This window comes from Pseudomonas sp. CCOS 191 (assembly GCF_001007005.1).
GTDB lineage: Bacteria > Pseudomonadota > Gammaproteobacteria > Pseudomonadales > Pseudomonadaceae > Aquipseudomonas > Aquipseudomonas soli.
In genome coordinates this window covers 4408431-4431085 of the sequence record NZ_LN847264.1, presented here as the reverse complement: position 1 = coordinate 4431085, position 22655 = coordinate 4408431, and the positions used below count along the sequence as shown (strand labels likewise).

Sequence of the window (22655 nt, the reverse complement as noted above, 5' to 3'; positions counted from 1 at the left end):
CCCGTTGAGTCATCCAGGCCGTCATTGGAAAATAAATCTGTTACCTTTATGTTGAACGACTTCATCAAAAGGTGATGGCATGAATTTCACGTATAGTTCGAAAGATGGGCTTGATGTATTTGCTGGGATGCGCGGGCGCGATGAAGTCAGGGCCAAGTTAAAACTCCCCTACAAGGTGTTTGCCAAGACTGCTTTCTCCGAGAATTCGACGGATGTCTTTGGTGATGCGCTGATGAAGGCATGGTATGACCAGCACGATAGCTTGAGCGGGGTGCAACTTTACTATCCTGAAGCATCTCTGGACTTTCAGGGGCAGGCACTTCTCGGGGTTTCGGTCGATTTGCTGGAGCGATTTTTCCAGCGGGTACATGTAAATTATGAATTCGAGGACGATGGTTCCGGTATGAAATTGCTGACGGATGGTCTCGAGATCGGGCTCTACGCTCCAGACTTGGAAAGTGGCAAGAGTGCGATAGTAGAAGCTGTCCATGTACCTATCCCGGTGCCGGTATGAAAGGGCAAAGTTGCCGCTGTTATATGTTATGAAGTTCCAAGAAATACACTCCGGATGTAGTAATCGAGTGGTGAGCGCACGGGCTATCTGCACTGAGTTGCCTGTGCTGCTGCCTCGACGTCGCATAGCGGCGGAAGTCAGATGGATGGGCGGCACCGGCGAGATGTCTATGTGACCCCGAGCCATAACCAGGTTACCGGCTTGTGACGAAAAGGGGACAGAATTATTTGTCAATCCTCTACCGAAGAGGACGTTGAGCGTTGAATCGAAGGCGTCGAAGTTAGAGTTTATATAATAAATCTGTGCCCTTTTGATCGGGGTCTGGGGACGAGGCGATGTTCCTCCCGGCGCCATCATAAAAACTTGCGAAAATTGCGCGGTGACATGGCCTAAGGGGAGCCGGTAATGAGCCTTGATGAACAATGGGAACCTGGCTTCGGTACCCTATACACTTGGTTGGCCATGGATAGAGTTGGTCGAATTGCGGTCATGGTGAACAATTGTTTTGGTGATATTCCGAAAGCGCTCCTGGCACTGAACGGAGCGGAGGAAATACTGGACACCCTCAGTGAGTTCATGTGGGAGGAGTCTCAGGTCTTTCGGTCGTACCCACCTTTGAAGAAATGTGGCTTTACGGTGGACTTGTATTCGGCATGGCGCTGGCAAGGAAGAGACAAGGCTTTCGTGCTGGATGAGCTGTTACGCGATCTCGAAGAGCGAGGAATCTACAGTGAAGCCAGCCTTGCCTTTAACAAAGGTTTCTTTGTTTATCACGCAGTCGAAGGTTCCCAGGAGGGAGAGGACTTCCCCGTTGGATTTGATGGCCCTACGAGTATGGGGGACTACTTCAGGTTTCTGGTGCCAGGGGAGTATGCATCGATTGAAGATTTTCCAGAGAGCCTGAGATCAGGAGTTGTTGTCTCTCAAACCTTGGATTTCGATTCGAAACAAGTGTTGAGTGGGAAATGTATCAACGAGTATTTTTACGATTTGTATAGGTGCTAAGCCCGGGGCCAAAAGCATGTTCGCCACCCCGGCGTTGTCGTGATCGAGTTTCGGCTGATTCGTGACATGGAAGGAGCAGTCGTGGACAGGTATGAAGATCTGCAGCCGGACAAGGCATCCGGTCTGCTTGCAAAACTGGAGACAGCCAATGCGCAGGTGCTCGCGGCACTGACTGCCGATCATTCGCAAGTGCCAGCCGATTATGTTGCCTTCATGAAGGAGCTTGGCTGGGGTGAAGTGGGTGAGGCTGCCTACATGTTGTATGAGGGCCTGCTGACCCCAGACCAGGTCTACGACGAAGATGATGAACTCCCCCTGGACGGCATCCTCCTGTTCGGAGATGACATGCAGGGGTACTGCTCGGGGTTCGATACGAACAATGGCTGGGTGGTTGTCGATATCGACCCGGTAAGCCGTGAAGCGCATCAAGTGGCGGACAGTTTTTCCGAGTACATACGTGAAATGCTGAACGACTTGTAGCCGTCGAGGAGCAATGGGGTGGCCCTTCGGTTTCTGATTGAACACCTGGCAACCTCTGTCAGTCCCACGCTGTGTACCTACTTGTCCACAGCAGGAGGCTTACCCCATGAGCACATATGACTGGGACCTGATCGAACGCTTGCTGCACGAAGTGCAGAACGGCGCCGGTCACAGTTTCACGCCGCGCCCCTATGCCGAGCAGCATGCCGCCGCGCTGGCCGCCGATGGTGAGGCGCCGGGCGATCTGAACCAGCTCAAGGCCCAGGCCTGCAAGTACGAAAAGATCCTCTTCGAACGCGGTTTCATCGAGAGCCGGCCTGAAGCGGAAGGTGGCAACGGCGAGAATTTCGTCCTCAGCCCGCGCGGCTCGCGCCTGCTCAGCCTGATCGACAGCAGCATTCCGGGCTTCGAACATCCGCGCCAGGTGCTCGATGAACAGGCCGATGCCCTGGACGAAGCCACCTTCGAGCATGTCTCGGCCAAGGCGCAGATCGCCGGCGGGTCAATTTAGACTGGCATCGGCAAGGCCGGTCCCCCGATAATCGGGATCCATTCTCACCGCCGAGCCTTGCCATGTCGTTCAACCCGCAGAGGGGCCGCCCATGACCGCGGTCCGCAAGAACCCCGACGCTTTTGCTTTCCAGGTCATGCTGGGGCTGTGCCTGATCTGGGGCTGCCAGCAGGTGCTGATCAAATCCGCCGCGGTGGATATCGCACCGGTCATGCAGGCGGCGTTTCGCAATGGCATCGCGGCGGTACTGGTCGGCTTGCTGGTGTGCTTGCGGGGTGGTTGGAAGCAGGTCGGCAGCACCTGGCGTGCCGGGCTGCTGGCCGGCGCGTTGTTCGGCCTGGAGTTCCTATTCATCGCCGAGGGTCTGAAGCTGACCTCGGCGGCGCATATGTCGGTGTTCCTCTACACCGCGCCGATCTTCACCGCCCTGGGGCTGCATTTCATGATGCCTAGCGAGCGGCTGCGGCTGTTGCAGTGGCTGGGCATCCTGCTGGCGTTCGGGGGGATTGCCCTGGCCTTCGCGGGCGGTGTTTCCCTCGAACATCTCGATGGGCGCATGCTGCTTGGCGACGCGTTGGCGATTCTCGCTGGCCTGGCGTGGGGCGCTACCACGGTGGTGGTGCGCGGCTCGCGGTTGTCCGAGGCGCCGGCGACCCTGACCCTGTTCTACCAGCTGGCCGTGGGGTTTGTCGGGCTGGTGCTGATCGCTTTGGTGAGTGGACAGATCGCCGACTTCTCGCTGACCCCGCTGGCGGTGGGCAGCGTGCTGTTCCAGGGGATCGTGGTGTCGTTCGTGAGCTACCTGACCTGGTTCTGGTTGCTGCGCAAGTACCTGGCGTCGAACCTGGCGGTGTTTTCCTTCATCACGCCGCTGTTCGGGGTGACCTTCGGCGTGCTGCTGCTGGACGAGCCGCTAAGCCTGAACTTCGTGATCGGCGCGGTGATGGTGCTGCTTGGGGTGATCATGGTCAGCGCCGAGGCGTGGGTGCGGCAGCAGTTGCGCAAACTGGTGGGGTAAGCGGTCTGCAGTTGCGGCCCTATCGCGAGGCAAGCCCGCTCCCACAAGGGCTTGCCTCATCACAGGGTCAGCCTGCCTGTCTCAGGCTGGCACAGGTTGGTGGACCCGAGAAGCCCCCGGCCAACATCCCGGCCAATCCCATCCCTACCGCAGCCAGTACCAATGCGGGCTGTAATCCCCCACTGAAATGGCTGCTCAACGCCGCCAGCAGCGGCCCACTCAATTGCCCAAGGGCGAAACAAGCGGTCAACAACCCGGCATTACGCTGCGTGGCATGGGGCGCCAGCTCCCGCGAGCGCTGCATCACCAGTTGCATGCAGGCCAGGAACGGCCCGCCGCACAGCAGCACGCCCAATGTCAGGCCGACGCCGCCGCCGAGCAGGCAGGCCAGTACACCCAGCCCTTGCAACCACAGGGTGATGCTCAGCCAGGTCGAGGTGCGGCCCGGGCGAAGCAGGCTGACGATCATCACACCCAGCGCCGAGGCCAGGCCGAACGCCGGCCAGAACAGGTCGGCCAGCCATTGCCCATGGAACTGCTGGCTGGCCATCTGCGACAGGAAGGTGGCCGGCAGGATGTAGCCGATCCCGTAGAGCGCGTAGACCAGGCCCAGGCGGCCGATGCCATTGTTGGGGCCGCGGTCGTTGCCAAGGGGCAAGGTGACGGGTTCGAGCGCTCGAGGTAGCCACGGCAGCACCGCGAGCAGCATGACCAGTGCGGCGACCCCATAAATCAGCCACAGGGCCGCCGAATCCAGCCCCAGCAGGTGCGCGGCCAAGGCCAGCAAGCCTGTCGCCGCAATCCCGACACCGGGTCCGGCGAACACCAGTGCGCCGAGGCGCTGGCGGCCATGGGCACTGGCCAGTTGCTGGCTGAGGCTGGCGATCATCACCAGCACCCAGGCGCTGGCCACGCCGGTGCCGAAGCGCAGCAGCAAATGGCTCCAGAATCCGTCGGCCGCCCACGATGCCAGGGTCAGCAATACGCACAGCCACAGCCCGCCATGCAGGCGCAGGCGTACCTGGCGTGGCTGGCGGGCGAACATGCCGTCCACCGCGCCAAGAAAGTAGCCCAGGTAGTTGGCGGCGGCGACCAGGCCGCCAGCGGTCAGGTCGAACTGGCCCTCGGCGATCAGCCGGGGCAGTTGCGGGGTCAAGGCGAAGCGGCCTATACCCATGGCCATCATCAGCGCCACGGCGCTGGCCAGCAGTTGCACGAAGGGCGACATGGAAAGTCTCCTGCACGAAGGGATGCGATGGATGGCAGGGTAGGGCGCATTGACTTTCAATAAAATTGAATAATGATGATGAAGTTGTTCTGTTTTGGAGAATCTTATGGAGTTCAGCCAACTGCGCATCTTCCAGGCCGTGGCCGAGGAGGGCTCGGTCACCCGCGCCGCCGAGCGCTTGCACCGGGTGCCGTCGAACCTGTCGACGCGCCTGCGTCAGCTCGAGGAGCAGCTGGGCGTGGAGTTGTTCCTGCGCGAGCGCCAGCGCTTGCAGCTGTCGCCGGCCGGCAAGGTGCTGCTCGATTACGCCAACCGCCTTTCCAACCTGCGCGACGAAGCACTCGCGGCGGTGCAGGGCGGCCAGCCAGCGGGGGATTTCGTGCTGGGCACCATGTACAGCACCGCGGCCATCCACTTGCCGGCGCTGCTGGCGCGTTATCACCAGGCCTATCCAGCCGTGAACCTGCAGGTCCAGGCGGCACCTAGTGCCGAACTGCTCGAGGGCGTGCTCAGCCATCGGCTGGACGCGGCGTTGGTCGACGGCCCGCTCAACCTGGCCGGGCTGGATGGCGTGCCACTGTGCGAGGAAACGCTGGTACTGATCACCAGCCCCGAACACCCGGTGGTGCACAGCGCCAGTGACGTTGCCGGCAAGGCGGTGTTCACCTTTCGCCAGGGCTGCTCGTACCGCATGCGCCTGGAGGCCTGGTATGCCCATGCCCACACGCCCATGGGCCGGGTGATGGAGATCGAGTCCTATCAAAGCATGCTGGCCTGCGTGATCGCCGGGGCCGGGGTGGCACTCATGGCGCAATCGATGCTCGACAGCCTGCCGGGGCGCGATCAGGTGCGTGCCCACCGCTTGCAGGCACCGTTCGATCATGCGATGACCTGGTTGATGTGGCGCCAGGGCAAACGCGGTGCCAATCTGCAGGCCTGGATCGATTTGCAACAAAGCGAAACGATTGACCGACCGTCGGAAGCTGCCATCTGCGCTTGATCCGGGTCAGAATCGCCCATATCTGTAAGAACAGAGGCATGCGCAATACAAGACATCGGACTATGATCTGTATGACGCATCGCAAGATTGATTGACCGTGAGGCTGACCCGTCAAGGGGGCAATATGAACGAACGCATGTACAACTGGCTCCATGACCTCGCCGTCGCCCTGGGCCTGCTTCCGCCACCGTTGCAGCCGGTGCCGATCCCGACCGACGAAGAACAGCGCAAGCGCCAGCCGCGTCGGCGCTGACCACAAGGCAAAAGGCCGCCGCATCCAATCGATGCGGCGGCCTTTTGCGTTCAAGGGGCGCGCTTTCGGGAGCGCAGCGCCCAATTCCGGTGCTACTTGCCGCGGATAAGCCGACGTAGCGCGAAGCGGTTGGGATGGCACGCCTCGGCCACCGCCCTGGTCACCGGCAGCGGCTCACCACTGACCCACGCCGCAATCAGCTCACCAGACAGCGGCGCGGTGATCAGGCCCCGTGAGCCGTGCCCACTGTTCACGTACAGCCCCTCCAGCCACGGGCAGGTTACATCCGGTACCTGCCGCGCATCCTTGCCCAACATGGCGTAGGCCTCGTTGAACGCCTCGACATCGGCCATCGGCCCGACGATGGGCAGGTAATCCGGGCTGGTGCAGCGAAACGCCGCCCGGCCCTGCAACTGCGCCGGGTCCAGCTCGGCGGTGCGCAGGCGGGCGGCGAGGTCTGTGGAGATGTCATCGAGCAGCGCCAGGTTACCCTGATGCTCGGCCACGGTTGGCGTCAGGTCTTCGCTGTTGAAGTCGAAGCTGGCGCCAAGGGTGTGCTCGTCCCCTCGCGGGGGCGCCACGTAGCCGTCGGCACAGACCACGGTGCGCAGCGCACGGCTGCTTTCGGTCACGGGCAGGCGGGTGATCTGCCCACGAATGCGCTTGAGCGGCAGCCCGGCGCACGCCGGGAAACGGCGGATATCGGCGGCGCCGGCCAGCACTACCAGCGGTGCGCTGGCCAGCAGCCGCTCACCCTCCCAGGCCTGCCACAGCCCATCGGTACGGCGCAGCTCGAGCACATCGGCGTGGGTAAGTAGGCGGATACGCGGGTGGTCCAGCTGCGCCTGGCACAGCGCAGGCGGGTGCACCCAGCCACCTTCGGGGTAGTACAGGCCGCCGCTGGGCAGCGCGACCCCGGCGATCGCTTCGGCCTGGGCGCGCTCCAGGCGCTGCAGCAGGCTGTTGTCAAAGGCCGCTGCCAGCTTGGCCTGGCGCGCATTTTCCTGATCATCGAAAGCCAGTTGCAGCACGCCGCAGGCATCCCAGTCCTGGCCACGCTGCAGATGCTCGAGCCAGCGGCGGGTGTAGCCGAAGCCGGCGAGGATCATCTGCGAAAGGGCGGTGCCGTGGGCGGAAAGCTTGAGGTACAGCACGCCTTGTGGATTGCCCGAGGCCTCCCGGGCCGGGCCCTCGTGGCGCTCCAGCACGCAGACCTGCCAGCCTCGTGCTGCCAGGCTCCGGGCCGTGGCGCTGCCGGCCAGGCCGGCGCCGATGACCAGCGCTTCGCGTGGCCCCGATGCGGGTGCCGGGTGGGCGTACCAGGGCGCTGCGCGAGCGACGGGCGCACCGCTGTAGACCCCGTGCATCACTTCCCATTTCTTGCCGATGCCCGGCACTTTCTTCATGGTGAAGCCGGCCTCGATCAGCGAGCGACGCACCCAGCCGGTGGTGGTGAAGGTGCCCAGGGTGGTGCCGGGGTGCGACAGCCGCGCCAGCTGGGCGAACAGTTCCGGCGTCCACATGTCGGGGTTCTTCGCCGGGGCGAAGCCATCGAGGAACCAGGCGTCGATGCGGGCGTCGAGCTGAGGCAACTGTTCCAGCGCGTCGCCGATCATCAGGGTCAGGGTGACGCGGCCACCGTCGAGACTGAACTGCTGGAAGCCCGGGTGGATCGCCACGTACTGCTCCAGCAACGGCTGGGTGAAGGTTGCCAGTTCCGGCCACAGTTGCATGGCGCGGGCCAGGTCTTCGCGGGCCAGCGGGTACTTCTCGACGCTGACGAAATGCAGGCGCGCGTCGGCGGGCGCAAGCTCCGCGAACAGTTGCCAGGCACAGAAGAAGTTCATGCCGGTGCCAAAGCCCGTTTCACCGATCACCAGGCAGGCATGCGGATGCAGCTCGGCGAAGCGCTGGCGCAGGTGATTCTGCTCGATGAACACATGCAGGGTCTCGTCGATGCCTTCGTTGATGGCGAAGTAGACATCGTCGTATTGCCGGGAGTGGGGGCGGCCCTGGTCATCCCAGTCGATCTGGGCCTGTGTAGGGAGGAGGGTGTCGGACATGGTCGGCTCGGTTGCAGCAAAGGGTGGATCTTAAGCTATCTGCAGACGCTTGCGTCGTTCGTGGCAGCGGCCTGGTGTCGCGATGCTGAGCGCAGAGGGCGCAAAAATCCTGCTCGATCCGCTAATCTTGCTTATCCATTGAAGGAGCCCGCCATGTTCGAATCCGCCGAAATCGGTCACAGCATCGACAAGGACACCTACGAAGCCGAAGTGCCCGCCCTGCGCGAGGCCTTGCTCGAAGCCCAGTACGAACTCAAGCAGCAGGCGCGTTTTCCGGTGATCGTGCTGATCAACGGCATCGAGGGCGCCGGCAAGGGCGAGACGGTCAAGCTGCTCAACGAGTGGATGGACCCGCGGCTGATCGAGGTACGCACCTTCGACCAGCAGACCGACGAAGAGCTGGCCCGCCCGCCGGCCTGGCGCTACTGGCGGGCGCTGCCACCGAAGGGGCGCATGGGCGTGTTCTTCGGCAACTGGTACAGCCAGATGCTCGAAGGGCGGGTGCACGGCCAGTTCAAGGACGCCGTGCTCGACCAGGCCATCGCCGGAGCAGAGCGCCTGGAGCAGATGCTGTGCGACGAGGGCGCGCTGATCATCAAGTTCTGGTTCCACCTGTCCAAGAAGCAGATGAAGGCGCGGCTCAAGGCGCTCAAGGAAGACCCGCTGCACAACTGGCGTATCAGCCCGCTGGACTGGCAGCAGTCGGAAACCTACGACCGCTTCGTGCGCTTCGGCGAGCGGGTGCTGCGCCGTACCAGCCGCGACTATGCGCCCTGGCATGTGGTCGAGGGCGTCGACCCGCATTACCGCAGTCTGGCGGTCGGGCGCATCCTGCTCGAAAGCCTGCAGGCCGCGCTGGCCAACAATCCCAAGGGCAAGCACCAGGGCAATGTCGCGCCCCTGGGGCGCAGCATCGACCAGAAGAGCCTGCTCGGCGCCCTGGACATGACCCTGCGCCTGGACAAGCACGACTACCAGGAACAGTTGGTCACCGAACAGGCACGCCTGGCCGGCCTGCTGCGCGACAAACGCATGCGCCGGCACGCCCTGGTGGCGGTGTTCGAAGGCAATGACGCGGCCGGCAAGGGCGGGGCCATCCGTCGGGTGGCGGCGGCGCTGGACCCGCGCCAGTACCGCATCGTGCCGATTGCCGCGCCCACCGAGGAAGAACGTGCCCAGCCATACCTGTGGCGCTTCTGGCGCCATATCCCGGCCCGCGGCAAGTTCACCATCTTCGACCGCTCCTGGTATGGCCGCGTGCTGGTGGAGCGGGTCGAGGGCTTCTGCAGCCCGGCGGACTGGATGCGCGCCTACGGCGAGATCAACGACTTCGAGGAGCAACTGAGCAACGCCGGGGTGGTGGTGGTCAAGTTCTGGCTGGCCATCGACCAGCAGACCCAGCTGGAGCGTTTCGAGGAGCGTGAGCAGATCCCGTTCAAGCGCTACAAGATCACCGAGGAAGACTGGCGCAACCGCGACAAGTGGGATGTCTATTCCGAAGCGGTGGGCGACATGGTCGACCGCACCAGCACCGAGATCGCGCCGTGGACCCTGGTGGAGGCCAACGACAAGCGCTGGGCGCGGGTGAAGGTGCTGCGCACGATCAACCAGGCACTGGAGGCGGCGTTCGCCAAGGACAAGAAGTAGGCGGATCGTGCATGGGTGTTGGCTTGGCCCTTTCGCGGGGCAAGTCGCATCGGCGCACCGCCGCTCCCACGAAAGCCCGCCCACGCATTGAGCATGCATCCAGGGAATGACCTGATGAAATCTTTTCCCACCACATCCTTCCCGGCAAGCCTTTAGACTGCAGCTTCCCCCGCCAAGGCCTGATTCGAGGACGCCATGCACATTTCTTCCGGACGCTGGGTCCAGGGCCTGCTGCTGGCGCTGCTGACCGCGTTTCTCTGGGGCATCCTGCCGATCAAGCTCAAGCAGGTGCTGCAGGTGATGGACCCGGTGACCGTCACCTGGTACCGCCTGAGCGTTTCCGGCGGCCTGCTGTTCGCCTGGCTGGCGGCCAATCGGCGGCTGCCGTCTTTCAGTGGCCTCGGTGTCAAGGGCAAGGGCCTGGTGGCCGTCGCGGTGGCGGGGCTGGTCGGCAACTACGTGCTGTACCTGGTTGGGCTCAACCTGCTCAGTCCCGGGACCGCGCAACTGGTGGTGCAATTGGGGCCGGTGTTGTTGCTGGTGGCCAGCGTATTCGTCTTCAAGGAGCGCTTCAGCCTGGGGCAGGGCCTGGGCCTGTTGGTGCTGCTGTTGGGCTTCGCGTTGTTCTTCAACCAGCGCCTGGAAGAACTGCTCACGTCACTCGGCACCTACACCACCGGTGTGCTGACCATCATCCTGGCGACCAGCATCTGGGTGTTCTATGCCCTGAGCCAGAAGCAATTGCTGACGGTGTGGAACTCGCAGCAGGTGATGATGGTGATCTACGTCTGCTGCGCGCTGCTGCTGACGCCTTGGGTGCATCCGCTGGAGGCGTTGCAGCTCAGCCCGTTGCAGGGCTGGCTGTTGCTGGCCTGCTGCCTGAACACACTGGTGGCCTATGGCGCGTTCGCCGAGGCACTGGCGCATTGGGAGGCCTCGCGGGTGAGCGCGACCCTGGCGCTGACGCCGCTGGTGACGTTCGTTGCGGTCGCGCTGGCGGCCTGGCTCTGGCCGGACTACGTGCATGCCGAGCAGATCAATGGCCTGGGGTATGTCGGGGCGGTGACCGTGGTACTGGGCTCGGCACTGGTGGCGCTGGGGCCATCGCTGGTGGCTGGCTGGAAAGCGCGTCGGGTGCAGGTTGATTGACGGCCTCATCGCGGTGCAAGTCGCATCGCGATGAGGCCGCCGGATCAGCCCTTGCCGCCGGGCGCCAGCATGTTCTCTGGCCGCACCCACTGGTCGAACTGCTCGTTGGTCAGGTACTTGAGCTCCAGCGCCGCCTCGCGCAGGGTCTTGCCCTCTGCGTAGGCTTTCTTGGCGATTTCCGCCGCCTTGTCGTAGCCGATGTGCGGGTTCAGCGCCGTCACCAGCATCAATCCACGCTCCAGGTGCGCCGCCATCTGTTCGGCGTCCGGCTCGATGCCGGCCACGCAGTGCTGCTGGAAGTTGCTGCAACCATCGGCCAGCAGTTCGATCGACTGCAGCAGGTTGTGGATGATTACCGGTTTGAACACGTTCAGTTGCAGGTGGCCCTGGCTTGCGGCAAAGCCAATCGCCGTATCGTTGCCCAGCACCTGGCAGGCCAACATCGACAGCGCCTCGCATTGAGTCGGGTTGACCTTGCCGGGCATGATCGAGCTGCCCGGCTCGTTGGCTGGCAGGCGTACCTCGGCAATCCCCGCGCGCGGGCCGGAACCCAGCAGGCGCAAGTCGTTGGCGATCTTCATCAGGGCCACGGCCAGGGTCTTCAGTGCGCCGGCCAGGCTGGTCAGCGGCTCATGGCCGGCCAGGGCGGCGAACTTGTTCGGCGCGGTGACGAACGGCAGGCCGGACAAGGCCGCCAGCTCAGCGGCGATGGCTTCGGCGAAACCGTGCGGGGCATTGAGCCCGGTGCCCACGGCGGTGCCGCCCTGGGCCAGTTCGCAAACCGCCGGCAAGGTCGCGCGGATGGCGCGCTGGGCGTAGTCGAGCTGGGCGACGAAGGCCGAGACCTCCTGGCCGAAGGTGATGGGCGTTGCGTCCATCATGTGCGTGCGCCCGGTCTTGACCAGGTGCGTGTGGCGCGCCGACAGCTCGGCCAGCCCGGCCGACAGTTCGGCGATCGCCGGCAGCAGTTTGTCATGCACGGCCTGGGCCGCGGCGATGTGCATGGCGGTGGGGAAGCAGTCGTTGGAACTCTGCGAGCGGTTGACGTGATCGTTGGGATGCACTGGCACCTTGCCGCCACGGCCCTTGCCGGCCAGCTCGTTGGCGCGCCCGGCGATCACCTCGTTGACGTTCATGTTGCTCTGGGTGCCGCTGCCGGTCTGCCACACCACCAGCGGAAACTGCTCGTCGTGCTCGCCGTCGAGCACTTCGTCGGCGGCCTGCTCGATCAGGCGGGCGATATCGGCGGGCAGATCGCCGTTGCGGTCGTTGACCCGGGCAGCGGCTTTCTTGACCAGCGCCAGGGCGTGCAGCACCGCGAGCGGCATGCGCTCCTTGCCGATGGCGAAGTTGATCAGCGAACGCTGGGTCTGTGCACCCCAGTAGGCGTCCTCCGGAACTTCGACCGGGCCCAGGCTGTCTGTCTCGATACGGCTCATGCTGCGCTCACTCCTTTGTGGTTCGAAATCGCAGTTTAGGCCCTGATTCGACAGAGCGGTTCCGTCGCTCGTCGTGCCACTTGAGCACTTCGCCATCACAGCGCAGAATGCTCTACTCTGAGGTACCCGCCTCCCTTTCTTGAAGGAAATGCAATGACCCGTCTCCGTGTCCTCTGTGCCGCCGTTGCCCTGGTTTGCGCCAGCGGCCAGGTACTCGCTGCCACTCCAGCGCACAACGCTGCCGCCGAGAAATTCCTGACCCTGGCCAATGCCGACAAGCTGGGCACCCCGGTGTACATGCAGGTCCAGCAGATGTTCGCCCAGCGCTTCGAGCAGACCAAGGCGCCGGCCTCCAAGAAAACCGTGCTCGACAGCTACCAGGCCAAGGCCAACGCCGCCCTGGACAACGCCATCGGCTGGAAGAAGCTCAAGCCGAAGATGGTCGACCTGTACACCGCGACCTTCACCGAGGCCGAGCTGAACGACCTGGTCAAGTTCTACGAATCGCCGCTGGGCAAGAAAGTCCTGCGTGAAATGCCCAAGGTCACCCAGCAGTCCGCCCAGCTGACCCAGCAGAGCCTGGAGCCGGCGGTACCTGTGGTCAACAAGCTGCTTGACGACATGACCAAGGAACTCGACCCAAGCGCCGGCAAGGCCCCGGCGAAGAAGTGAGCGTGACGCGATGAGCATGCAGCAACGCATCGAACAGCAGCTGGCGCCGCTGGGCACGCAACACCTCGAAGTGCACAACGAAAGCCACATGCACAGCCGTGGCCAGGAAACGCACTACAAGGCGGTGCTGGTCAGCGAGCAGTTCGCCGGGCTGAACAGCGTCAAGCGCCACCAGAAGGTCTACGCCACCATGGGTGAGCTGATGGGCCAGATCCACGCCCTGGCGATTCACACCTACACGCCCGAGGAATGGGCCGTGGTCGGTGTGGCACCGGCCTCGCCGGTGTGCGCCGGCGGCGGCAAGCACTGAATCCTTTCCGTCGTTCTGGTACAATTCGCGTTATTCCCTCGGGGCCGCTTTGCGGCCCATCGCCGGCAAGCCGGCTCCCACAGGTCCTGCGCAAATTTCGAGTCTTGCGCTGAGCGTGTGGGAGCCGGCTTGCCGGCGATGGGCTGCGCAGCGGCCCCATGCATTTGCCAAACCCGGTCCGCCCCTTACGAGGGCAACCACCTGGAGATTCAACGCAATGACCCAACCGATCGTCGTGGCGGCGCTGTACAAGTTCGTCACCCTCGAAGACTACGTCGAACTGCGCGAGCCGCTGCTCAAGGCCATGCTCGACAACGGCGTAAAAGGCACCCTGCTGCTGGCCAACGAAGGTATCAACGGCACCGTCTCGGCCACCCGCGAAGGCATCGACGCGCTGCTGGCCTGGCTGCGCAACGACCCACGCCTGGTGGACGTCGACCATAAAGAGTCGTACTGCGACGAGCAGCCGTTCTACCGCACCAAGGTCAAGCTCAAGAAAGAGATCGTCACCCTCGGCGTACCGGGCGTGGACCCGAACAAGGCGGTCGGCACCTACGTCGATCCGAAAGACTGGAACGCCCTGATCAGCGACCCGGAAGTGCTGCTGATCGACACCCGCAACGACTATGAAGTGGCCATCGGCACCTTCAAGGGCGCCATCGACCCGAAGACCGAGACCTTCCGCGAGTTCCCCGACTACATCAAGGCCCACTTCGACCCGAGCAAGCACAAGAAGGTCGCCATGTTCTGCACCGGCGGCATCCGCTGCGAGAAGGCCTCCAGCTACATGCTCGGTGAGGGCTACGAAGCGGTCTATCATCTTAAGGGCGGCATCCTGAAATACTTCGAGGAAGTAGCCCAGGAAGAAAGCCTCTGGGACGGCGACTGCTTCGTCTTCGACAACCGGGTCACGGTGCGCCACGACCTGACCGAGGGCGAGTACGACCAGTGCCATGCCTGCCGCCACCCGATCGACGTGAAGGACCGGGAGTCGGAGCACTATTCGCCAGGCGTGAGCTGCCCGCACTGCTGGGACAGCCTGAGCGAGAAGACCCGGCGCAGCGCCATCGACCGCCAGAAGCAGATCGAGCTGGCCAAGGCGCGCAACCAGCCGCACCCGATCGGTTTCAACTACAAAGCCGAGGCCTGATGCATGTCCGCACGCCTGCTCTATGTGATGGACCCGATGTGCTCCTGGTGCTGGGGCTTTGCCCCGGTGGCCGAGGCGCTGATCGCCCAGGCCCATGAGGCGGGTGTCGAGACCCGCCTGGTGCCGGGCGGCCTGCGTACCGGTGGCAGCGCCCTGGACGCCTCGACCCGCAAGTACATCCTCGAGCATTGGCAGGCGGTGCATGACGCCACCGGGCAGCCGTTCCGTTTCGACGACGCGATGCCCGACGGTTTCGTCTACGACACGGAGCCGGCGTGCCGAGCCCTGGTAGCTGCACGCGAGCTGGACGACAAGCGGGCCTGGCGCCTGCTGCAACTGATCCAGGCGTCGTTTTACGAGCAGGGCGTGGATGTCACCCGCGCCCCGCAACTGGTGGAGCTGGCCGAGCAGGCCGGCTTCGACCGCGAGCAGTTCTCCCAGCGCTTCACCCTCCCTGATACCCGAGTCGCCACCAGTGCCGATTTCGCCTGGGTGCAGGACCTGGGCATCGCTGGCTTCCCCACGCTGCTGGCCGAGCGCAATGGCCAGCTGGCCCTGCTGACCAATGGCTACCAGCCGCTGGAAAGCCTGCAACCCTTGCTCGGCCGCTGGCTGCAGCAGGCCGCCTGTGCTTGACCTGCCAGGGTCGCCAGACCCTGTGCCAGGGAAGTCCCCCGCTGTGCCCGATCGCCTGAGCTGGGCGGAGATCCGCCGCCTGGCCCTGCACCACAAGCAAGCCCTGTGGACCGCCAACCTGGTGGCCGTGCTCGCCGCCCTGTGCAGCGTACCGATTCCCTTGCTGCTGCCGCTGCTGGTGGACGAAGTGCTGCTGGGGCATGGCGACGCGGCGCTGAATTGGATGAACAATTTCCTGCCCGCGGGCTGGCAGGTGGCCGCCGGTTACATCGGGCTGATGCTGTGCGCCACCCTCGGCCTGCGCCTGGCGGCGCTGGCGTTCAACGTGGTCCAGGCCAAGCTGTTCGCCGGCCTGGCCAAGGATATCGTCTACCGCCTGCGCATCCGCCTGATCGAGCGGCTCAAGCGCATTTCGCTCAAGGAATACGAAAGCCTGGGCAGCGGCACGGTGACCACCCACCTGGTCACCGACCTGGATACCCTCGACAAGTTCGTCGGCGAGACCCTGAGCCGCTTCCTGGTGGCCGTGCTCACGCTGACCGGCACCGCGGCCATCCTGATCTGGATGCACTGGCAACTGGCGCTGCTGATCCTGCTGTTCAATCCACTGGTGATCTATTTCACCGTGCAGCTGGGCAAGCGCGTCAAGCACCTGAAGAAGCTCGAGAACGACAGCACCGCACGTTTCACCCAGGCATTGACCGAGACCCTCGACGCGATCCAGGAGATCCGCGCCGGCAACCGCCAGGGCTACTTCCTCGGCCGCCTGGGGCTGCGCGCCCGCGAGGTGCGTGACTACGCGGTGGCCTCGCAGTGGAAGAGCGACGCCAGCGGCCGCGCCAGTGGCCTGTTGTTCCAGTTCGGCATCGATATCTTCCGTGCCGCTGCCATGCTCACGGTGTTGTTCTCCGACCTGTCGATCGGCCAGATGCTGGCGGTGTTCAGCTACCTGTGGTTCATGATCGGGCCGGTGGAGCAGTTGCTGAACCTGCAATATGCCTACTATGCCGCCGGCGGCGCACTGAGCCGCTTGAACGAGCTGCTGGCGCGGGCCGACGAGCCGCAGTACCCGGCGGCCGCCGACCCGTTCGCCGGGCGCGACACGGTCGGTATCGAAGTACGAGACCTGCGCTTCGCCTATGCCGACGAGCCGGTGCTCGACCAGCTCAACCTGACCATCGCACCGGGCGAGAAGGTCGCCATCGTCGGTGCCAGCGGCGGCGGCAAGAGTACCCTGGTGCAGTTGCTTCTTGGGCTGTACAGCGCCCAGGCCGGGACCATCCGCTTCGCAGGCGCCAGCCTGCAGGAGATCGGCCTGGAGACCCTGCGCGAAAATGTCGCGGTGGTGCTGCAGCACCCGTCACTGTTCAACGACAGCGTGCGCGCCAACCTGACCATGGGTCGTGACTGCAGCGACGACGCCTGCTGGCAGGCGCTGCGCATCGCCCAGCTGGACGCCACCATCGCCGCGCTGCCCCAGGGCCTGGACAGCATCGTCGGGCGTTCCGGCGTGCGCCTGTCCGGTGGCCAGCGCCAGCGCCTGGCGATCGCCCGCATGGTGTTGGCCGAACCCAAGGTGGTCATCCTCGACGAGGCCACCTCCGCGTTGGACGCGGCCACCGAATACAACCTGCACCTGGCCCTGGCGCGCTTCCTCAGCGGGCGCACCACGCTGATCATCGCCCACCGCCTGTCGGCGGTGAAGCAGGCGGACCGGGTGCTGGTGTTCGATGGCGGTCATGTCGCCGAAGATGGCGACCACCAGCAGCTGATCGCCGAAGGTGGCCTGTACGCCAAGCTCTACGGCCACCTGCAGCAAACCTGAAAAACCGCCTCAAGCTTCAAGGTTCAAGCGGCAAGTCGAAACGAGCAGGCTTTTTCTTGCCGCTTGGCGCTTTTCCCTGGTCGCTGCTTCATGGCAAATGGCCTACGCTGTGCTTGTCTAGGTCGATTCGTGCCTTATCTGCCGCCATGACAGGGATTACATGAAGGGAAATCGGACTCTCGAAGCGCCAAGGCTGCTGGGCATCATCTGGCCCTTCGTCGCCGTTGTGGTTTTCCAGGTACTGCTGGGCAGTCTGAGTCTTTATGCATTGTCCGCCGTGCGCGCCTATGTGGCGGGCGAGAGCCTGTGGTCCAAGGCGCAGAAGGACGCCATCTACTACCTCAACCTCTATGCCGATGATCGCGATCCGCTGACCTATGCCCGCTATCGTCGGGCCATCCTGGTGCCCCAGGGCGATCACAACCTGCGCCTGGCCCTGGATCGGCCCGAGCCGGACCTGGAGGCGGCGCGCCAAGGCGTGCTGCAGGGCGGCAACCATCCCGAGGACGTCGCCCGGATCATCTGGTTCTACCGCAACTTTCGCCATATCAGCTACATGGAAACCGCCATCGATTACTGGGACATCGGTGACGACTACCTGCGCCAGCTCGACGTGCTGGCCCAGCAGATGCGCGAGGGGTTTTCCGGCGGCAAGGCCGACGCCCACCAGGTGGCCAACTGGAAGGCGCGCATCGTCGCCATCAACGATGGCGTGACCCCTGCCGCCAAGGCGTTCAGTGATGCCCTGGGCGAAGGTTCGCGGATGCTGCTCAAGGTGCTGATGCTCACCAACCTGGCCACTGCGCTGTTCCTTATCGCCATGGCCTGGCGGCGCTCGAGCAAGCTGCTGGCCCAGCGCCAGGCATTCGCCAGTGCGTTGCAGGAGGAGAAGGAGCGGGCGCAGATCACCCTGGAGTCGATCGGTGACGCGGTGATCACCGCCGATGTCGACGGTTGCATCAGCTACATGAACCCGGCTGCCGAGCAATTGACTCACTGGCAGGCGGTGCAGGCCCAGGGTCTGCCGCTGGCGGCGCTGTTCAGCCTGCTCGACGAGAATGCCGAAGGCGACAGCCGGACGTTGGTCGAGCAGGTGCTCAGCGGCAGCCTCAAGGGCGGCGCCGAGCACGCCCGGCTGATCCAGCGTCTGGACGGCAGCACGGTGTCGGTCAACCTGGTGGGCTCGCCCATCCTCACCGAAGGGCAGGTCAGTGGCATCGTGGTGGTGCTGCATGACATGACCCAGGAGCGCCAGTACATCGCCAACCTGTCTTGGCAGGCCACCCACGACGCCCTGACCGGGCTGGCCAACCGCCGCGAGTTCGAGTATCGCCTGGAGCAGGCGCTCAATGGCCTGGCGCGCCAGGCCGGGCGGCATTCGCTGATGTTCCTCGACCTGGACCAGTTCAAGTTGGTCAACGACACCTGCGGGCATGCCGCTGGCGACGAGCTGTTGCGGCATATCTGCGCAGTGCTGCAGTCGGGCCTGCGCGAGGGCGACACCCTGGCGCGCCTGGGCGGCGACGAGTTCGGCGTGCTGCTCGAGAACTGCCCCCCCGAGCAGGGCGAGCGCATTGCCGAGCAATTGCGCCAGGCCGTGCAGAGCCTGCATTTCGTGTGGAAGGGCAGGCCCTTCGTCACCACGGTCAGCATCGGCCTGGTGCATATCGCCCAGGTGCCCAGCACCCTGGAGGCGTCGTTGCGCGCTGCGGACATGGCCTGCTACATGGCCAAGGAGAAAGGGCGCAACCGGGTGCAGGTCTATCACGCCGACGATAGCGAGCTGTCCATGCGCTTCGGTGAAATGGCCTGGATCCAGCGCCTGCACGTGGCGCTGGAGGAGAATCGCTTCTGCCTCTACGCCCAGGAAATCGCCCCGCTGCATCCCCATGAAGGGCCGGGGCATATCGAAATCCTCCTGCGCCTGCATGATGAAAGCGGACGTACCATCCTGCCCGACAGCTTCATTCCCGCAGCCGAGCGCTACGGCCTGATGACCGCGCTCGATCGCTGGGTGGTGCGCAGTGTGTTCCAGGTGATTCGCCAGTGCCTGGACGAGGGGCGGGAGGGGCCGTTGGCCATGTGTGCCATCAACCTTTCGGGCTCGAGCATCGGCGACGACAAGTTCCTCGAGTACCTGCAGCGCCTGTTTGGCGAGTTCGACATCCCGCCACGGTTGATCTGTTTTGAAATTACCGAAACCAGCGCCATCGCCAATCTGGGCAGCGCAATCCGGTTCATCAATGAATTGAAAGGATTGGGCTGCAAATTCTCGCTGGACGACTTCTGCGCCGGAATGTCGTCATTCGCCTATTTGAAGCATTTGCCTGTAGACTTCCTGAAGATCGACGGAAGTTTCGTCAAGGACATGCTCGATGACCCGATCAACCGGGCGATGGTCGAAGTGATCAATCACATTGGCCACGTCATGGGTAAGCGGACCATCGCCGAGTTCGTCGAGACGCCACTGATCGAGCAGGCTTTGCAGGAGATCGGCGTGGACTACGCCCAGGGATATCTCATCGAACGTCCGCAGGTGTTCACCTGCGACAGCCTGCAGCGCCAACGGATTGCCGCGAGGCCCCTTCTGCACCGGGCGCCGGGGACCTTTCGCTGAACAACGCCCGGAAATCACAGGGAATCAAGGAGCTGACAGTGATCGACGCGTTCGTAAGGATCGGACCATTGATGGATCCGGCCAGTTATCCGCAGTGGGCCCAACAACTGATAGAGGATTGCCGCGAAAGCAAGCGCAGGGTGGTGGAGCATGAGTTCTACCAGCGTCTGCGCGATGGCCAGCTCAAGCAGTCGACCATCCGCCAGTACCTGATCGGTGGCTGGCCGGTGGTCGAGCAGTTCTCCCTCTACATGGCCCACAACCTCACCAAGACCCGTTACGCCCGGCACCCCGGCGAGGACATGGCGCGCCGCTGGCTGATGCGCAACATCCGCGTCGAGCTCAACCATGCCGACTACTGGGTGCACTGGTGCCAGGCTCATGGCATCCACCTGCATGAACTGCAGTCCCAGGAAGTGCCGCCCGAGCTCAATGGCTTGAACGACTGGTGTTGGCGGGTATGCGCCACCGAGTCGCTGGCCATCGCCATGGCGGCCACCAACTACGCCATCGAAGGGGCCACCGGTGAATGGTCGGCGGTGGTCTGCGCCGAAGATACCTACGCCCAGGGCTTCCCCGAAGACACCCGCAAGCGCGCCATGAAATGGTTGAAGATGCATGCGCAGTATGATGACGCGCACCCGTGGGAAGCGCTGGAAATCATCTGCACCCTGGCGGGCGAGAGCCCGACCCTGGGGCTGCGCACCGAGCTGCGCCGGGCGATCTGCAAGAGCTACGACTGCATGTTCCTGTTCCTGGAGCGTTGCATGCAGCTCGAAGGGCGTCAGCAAGGGCGTCTGCGCCCGGCCTTGGCGGCGGGCTGAAACCATCGCGGGGCAAGCCTGCCCCACGCAGCAAGGCGTGGGGCGGGCTTGCCCCGCGATCAGTCTTGTCGGTTTTACTGCGCGTTCAGCGCCTGCCCGTTCACATCCTTGCTGTCCGGCCCCATCAGGTACAGGTACACCGGCATGATGTCCTCGGGCAGCGGGTTGTTCTGCGGGTTCTCGCTCGGATAGGCCTGGGCGCGCATCGCCGTGCGGGTGGCGCCCGGGTTGATGCTGTTGGAGCGCACTGGCGCTACGCCTTCCAGTTCATCCGCCAGGGTCTGCATCAGGCCCTCGGTGGCGAATTTAGACACCCCGTAGGCACCCCAGTAAGCGCGGCCCTTGCGCCCGACGCTGCTGGAAGTGAACACCACCGAGGCGTCCTCCGACAGCTTCAGCAGCGGCAGCAAGGTGCTGGTCAGCATGAAGGTGGCGTTGACGTTGATGTGCATCACGCGCATGAAATTGTCGCCCGACAGCTGCTCCAGCGGCGTGCGCGGGCCAATGATCGAGGCATTGTTGAGCAGGCCGTCGAGGCGGCCGAACTGGTCCTCGATCATCACCGCCAGTTCGTCGTACTGGTGGGGCAGGGCGGTTTCCAGGTTGAACGGGATCACCACCGGCTGCGGGTGGCCCGCGGCTTCGATCTGGTCGTAGACTTCGTTCAGGTTGGCTTCGGTCTTGCCCAGCAGCAGCACGGTAGCGCCCAGGGCGGCATAGGCCTTGGCGGCGGCGGCGCCGATACCGCGACCGGCGCCGGTGACCAGGATGATCCGGCCCGTTAGCAGGTCGGGGCGGGCGGTGTAGTCGAACATAGGTCTGTCCTTGAATATGAGCTGCAAGCTCTAAGCGGCAAGCTACAAGAGAAAGCAGATCAGTGTTGGAGCTGCTCTTTCCTGAGGCTTGAAGCTTGACGCTTGCGACTTGAAATCAGCAGCCGCACAGCGCGCTGTCGATCACCTTGCGCAGTTCCAGCGGGTGGTCCACCACCACGTCGGCGCCCCAGTTGTTGGGGTTGTCCTCTGGATGAATATAGCCATAGCGCACCGCTGCGGTGCGGGTGCCGGCGTCGCGGCCGGACTCGATGTCGCGCAGGTCGTCGCCGACGAACAGGACGCTGGCCGGGTCCAGGTCAAGCGTCTTGCACGCCAGGATCAGCGGCTCGGGGTCGGGCTTGCTGTTCTTCACGTGGTCCGGGCAGATCAGCAGCGCCGAGCGCTCGGCCAGGCCCAGGCGTTGCATGATCGGTTCGGCGAAGCGCACCGGTTTGTTGGTGACCACGCCCCACAGCAGGTTGCCTTTCTCGATGTCGGCCAGCAGCTCCGGCATGCCGTCGAACAGCTTGCTGTGCACCGCGCAATCGCGTTGGTAGCGTTCGAGGAACTCCAGGCGCAGGGCTTCGAAGCCATCGGCTTCGGGGTCCATGGCGAAGGTCGCGGCGACCATGGCGCGGGCGCCGCCGGAAATCACCTCGCGGATACGTGCGTCGTCGATGGCCGGCAGGCCGCGATCGGTGAGCATCGCCTGGCAGATGGCGATGAAGTCCGGCGCCGTGTCCAGCAGGGTGCCGTCCATGTCGAAGAGTACTGCTCGCAGGCGCATGCTCATTCCTCGCGCAGGGTCTGGATCATGTAGTTGACGTCGACGTCGTTGCACAGCTTGTAGTGCTTGGTCAGCGGGTTGTAGGTCAGGCCGATGATGTCCTTGACCTCCAGGCCTGCGGCACGGCTCCAGGCGCCCAGCTCGGAGGGGCGGATGAACTTCTTGAAGTCGTGGGTGCCGCGCGGCAGCATCTTCAGCACGTATTCGGCGCCGATGATCGCCAGCAGGTAGGCCTTGGGGTTGCGGTTGATGGTCGAGAAGAACACCTGGCCGCCGGGCTTGACCATGCGGTAGCAGGCGCGAATCACCGAGGAAGGGTCAGGTACGTGCTCGAGCATTTCCAGGCAGGTGACCACGTCGAACTGGCCGGGCATCTCTTCGGCCAGGGCTTCGGCGGTGATCTGCCGGTACTCCACCGCAACGCCCGACTCCAGCTGGTGCAACTGGGCTACCGCCAGCGGTGCCTCGCCCATGTCGATGCCGGTGACGGTGGCGCCACGCTGGGCCATCGCCTCGCTGAGGATGCCGCCGCCGCAGCCGACGTCCAGCACCTTCTTGCCGGCCAGGCCGACACGCTCGTCGATCCAGTTGACCCGCAGCGGGTTGATGTCGTGCAGCGGCTTGAACTCGCTCTCGCGGTCCCACCAGCGGTGGGCCAGGGCTTCGAACTTGGCGATTTCGGCGTGGTCGACGTTGCTCATGGGAACAGTCC

General features: G+C 64.0%; 22 protein-coding genes. 16 read left to right on the top strand and 6 right to left on the bottom strand.

The window, feature by feature from the left end; all coding sequences use genetic code 11:
- The first annotated feature begins 79 nt into the window (after nucleotides 1-79).
- The 5 genes from CCOS191_RS19665 (at nucleotide 80) to CCOS191_RS19645 (ending at nucleotide 3528) form a co-directional block, all read left to right on the top strand.
- On the top strand, nucleotides 80-514 hold the full coding sequence (locus CCOS191_RS19665) for a hypothetical protein (protein WP_046856642.1): 435 nt from the start codon (nucleotides 80-82) through the stop codon (nucleotides 512-514).
- Between the two features lie 405 nt (nucleotides 515-919).
- A complete protein-coding gene (locus tag CCOS191_RS19660) occupies nucleotides 920-1519 on the top strand; it encodes a hypothetical protein (protein WP_046856641.1) in 600 nt (199 codons plus the stop codon).
- 81 nt (nucleotides 1520-1600) lie between these two features.
- Entirely contained in the window at nucleotides 1601-1999 is a 399-nt protein-coding gene (locus CCOS191_RS19655) for an SMI1/KNR4 family protein (RefSeq protein ID WP_052752637.1), read from the top strand.
- Nucleotides 2000-2105: 106 nt separating this feature from the next.
- On the top strand, nucleotides 2106-2510 hold the full coding sequence (locus tag CCOS191_RS19650; RefSeq protein WP_046856640.1) for a hypothetical protein: 405 nt from the start codon (nucleotides 2106-2108) through the stop codon (nucleotides 2508-2510).
- A 91-nt stretch (nucleotides 2511-2601) separates the two neighbouring features.
- The gene (locus CCOS191_RS19645; RefSeq protein WP_046856639.1) at nucleotides 2602-3528 is read left to right on the top strand and encodes a DMT family transporter; all 927 of its coding nucleotides are present in this window, start codon (nucleotides 2602-2604) and stop codon (nucleotides 3526-3528) included.
- A 67-nt stretch (nucleotides 3529-3595) separates the two neighbouring features.
- On the opposite strand, the gene CCOS191_RS19640 is transcribed toward CCOS191_RS19645, so the two are convergent.
- Nucleotides 3596-4756, bottom strand: coding sequence for an MFS transporter (locus tag CCOS191_RS19640; protein WP_046856638.1), 1161 nt, complete (start codon nucleotides 4754-4756; stop codon nucleotides 3596-3598).
- 106 nt (nucleotides 4757-4862) lie between these two features.
- On the opposite strand from CCOS191_RS19640, the gene ptrR reads away from it, so the two are divergent.
- On the top strand, nucleotides 4863-5756 hold the full coding sequence (ptrR, locus tag CCOS191_RS19635; RefSeq protein ID WP_046856637.1) for a putrescine utilization regulator PtrR: 894 nt from the start codon (nucleotides 4863-4865) through the stop codon (nucleotides 5754-5756).
- A 124-nt stretch (nucleotides 5757-5880) separates the two neighbouring features.
- Nucleotides 5881-6009: a PA1414 family protein gene (locus CCOS191_RS28555; protein WP_256206021.1), complete on the top strand. Its 129-nt coding sequence runs from the start codon at nucleotides 5881-5883 to the stop codon at nucleotides 6007-6009.
- Between the two features lie 92 nt (nucleotides 6010-6101).
- On the opposite strand, the gene mnmC is transcribed toward CCOS191_RS28555, so the two are convergent.
- On the bottom strand, nucleotides 6102-8072 hold the full coding sequence (gene mnmC / locus CCOS191_RS19630; protein ID WP_046856636.1) for a bifunctional tRNA (5-methylaminomethyl-2-thiouridine)(34)-methyltransferase MnmD/FAD-dependent 5-carboxymethylaminomethyl-2-thiouridine(34) oxidoreductase MnmC: 1971 nt from the start codon (nucleotides 8070-8072) through the stop codon (nucleotides 6102-6104).
- Nucleotides 8073-8225: 153 nt separating this feature from the next.
- Between mnmC and pap the strand changes: the two genes are divergently transcribed.
- Both pap and CCOS191_RS19620 read left to right on the top strand, forming a co-directional pair.
- The gene (pap, locus tag CCOS191_RS19625; RefSeq protein WP_046856635.1) at nucleotides 8226-9719 is read left to right on the top strand and encodes a polyphosphate:AMP phosphotransferase; all 1494 of its coding nucleotides are present in this window, start codon (nucleotides 8226-8228) and stop codon (nucleotides 9717-9719) included.
- A gap of 195 nt (nucleotides 9720-9914) precedes the next feature.
- Complete coding sequence (locus CCOS191_RS19620; protein WP_046856634.1) at nucleotides 9915-10868, top strand: DMT family transporter; 954 nt, start codon at nucleotides 9915-9917, stop codon at nucleotides 10866-10868.
- A 44-nt stretch (nucleotides 10869-10912) separates the two neighbouring features.
- On the opposite strand, the gene CCOS191_RS19615 is transcribed toward CCOS191_RS19620, so the two are convergent.
- Entirely contained in the window at nucleotides 10913-12307 is a 1395-nt protein-coding gene (locus CCOS191_RS19615) for a class II fumarate hydratase (RefSeq protein WP_046856633.1), read from the bottom strand.
- A gap of 153 nt (nucleotides 12308-12460) precedes the next feature.
- Here CCOS191_RS19615 and CCOS191_RS19610 point away from each other — a divergent pair, with 153 nt between their 5' ends.
- From CCOS191_RS19610 to CCOS191_RS19580, 7 genes are all read left to right on the top strand, one after another.
- The gene (locus CCOS191_RS19610; protein WP_023631438.1) at nucleotides 12461-12979 is read left to right on the top strand and encodes a DUF2059 domain-containing protein; all 519 of its coding nucleotides are present in this window, start codon (nucleotides 12461-12463) and stop codon (nucleotides 12977-12979) included.
- 10 nt (nucleotides 12980-12989) lie between these two features.
- On the top strand, nucleotides 12990-13289 hold the full coding sequence (locus CCOS191_RS19605) for a BolA family protein (RefSeq protein ID WP_046856632.1): 300 nt from the start codon (nucleotides 12990-12992) through the stop codon (nucleotides 13287-13289).
- Between the two features lie 217 nt (nucleotides 13290-13506).
- Nucleotides 13507-14439, top strand: coding sequence for an oxygen-dependent tRNA uridine(34) hydroxylase TrhO (gene trhO / locus CCOS191_RS19600; protein ID WP_046856631.1), 933 nt, complete (start codon nucleotides 13507-13509; stop codon nucleotides 14437-14439).
- A gap of 3 nt (nucleotides 14440-14442) precedes the next feature.
- Entirely contained in the window at nucleotides 14443-15075 is a 633-nt protein-coding gene (locus CCOS191_RS19595) for a DsbA family protein (RefSeq protein WP_046856630.1), read from the top strand.
- The gene (locus CCOS191_RS19590) at nucleotides 15068-16900 is read left to right on the top strand and encodes an ABC transporter ATP-binding protein (RefSeq protein ID WP_046856629.1); all 1833 of its coding nucleotides are present in this window, start codon (nucleotides 15068-15070) and stop codon (nucleotides 16898-16900) included. Before CCOS191_RS19595 ends, CCOS191_RS19590 begins: the two co-directional genes overlap by 8 nt.
- A gap of 160 nt (nucleotides 16901-17060) precedes the next feature.
- Nucleotides 17061-19517 carry an EAL domain-containing protein gene (locus tag CCOS191_RS19585; RefSeq protein ID WP_046856628.1) on the top strand — a complete coding sequence of 819 codons (2457 nt, stop codon included), beginning with the start codon at nucleotides 17061-17063 and terminating at the stop codon, nucleotides 19515-19517.
- A 38-nt stretch (nucleotides 19518-19555) separates the two neighbouring features.
- Complete coding sequence (locus CCOS191_RS19580) at nucleotides 19556-20341, top strand: TenA family transcriptional regulator (RefSeq protein ID WP_046856627.1); 786 nt, start codon at nucleotides 19556-19558, stop codon at nucleotides 20339-20341.
- A 74-nt stretch (nucleotides 20342-20415) separates the two neighbouring features.
- On the opposite strand, the gene CCOS191_RS19575 is transcribed toward CCOS191_RS19580, so the two are convergent.
- From CCOS191_RS19575 to ubiG, 3 genes are all read right to left on the bottom strand, one after another.
- The gene (locus CCOS191_RS19575; RefSeq protein WP_046856626.1) at nucleotides 20416-21156 is read right to left on the bottom strand and encodes a YciK family oxidoreductase; all 741 of its coding nucleotides are present in this window, start codon (nucleotides 21154-21156) and stop codon (nucleotides 20416-20418) included.
- A gap of 115 nt (nucleotides 21157-21271) precedes the next feature.
- Nucleotides 21272-21943, bottom strand: coding sequence for an N-acetylmuramic acid 6-phosphate phosphatase MupP (mupP, locus tag CCOS191_RS19570; protein WP_046856625.1), 672 nt, complete (start codon nucleotides 21941-21943; stop codon nucleotides 21272-21274).
- A 2-nt stretch (nucleotides 21944-21945) separates the two neighbouring features.
- Entirely contained in the window at nucleotides 21946-22644 is a 699-nt protein-coding gene (gene ubiG / locus CCOS191_RS19565) for a bifunctional 2-polyprenyl-6-hydroxyphenol methylase/3-demethylubiquinol 3-O-methyltransferase UbiG (protein WP_023630595.1), read from the bottom strand.
- Between the last annotated feature and the right edge of the window lie 11 nt (nucleotides 22645-22655).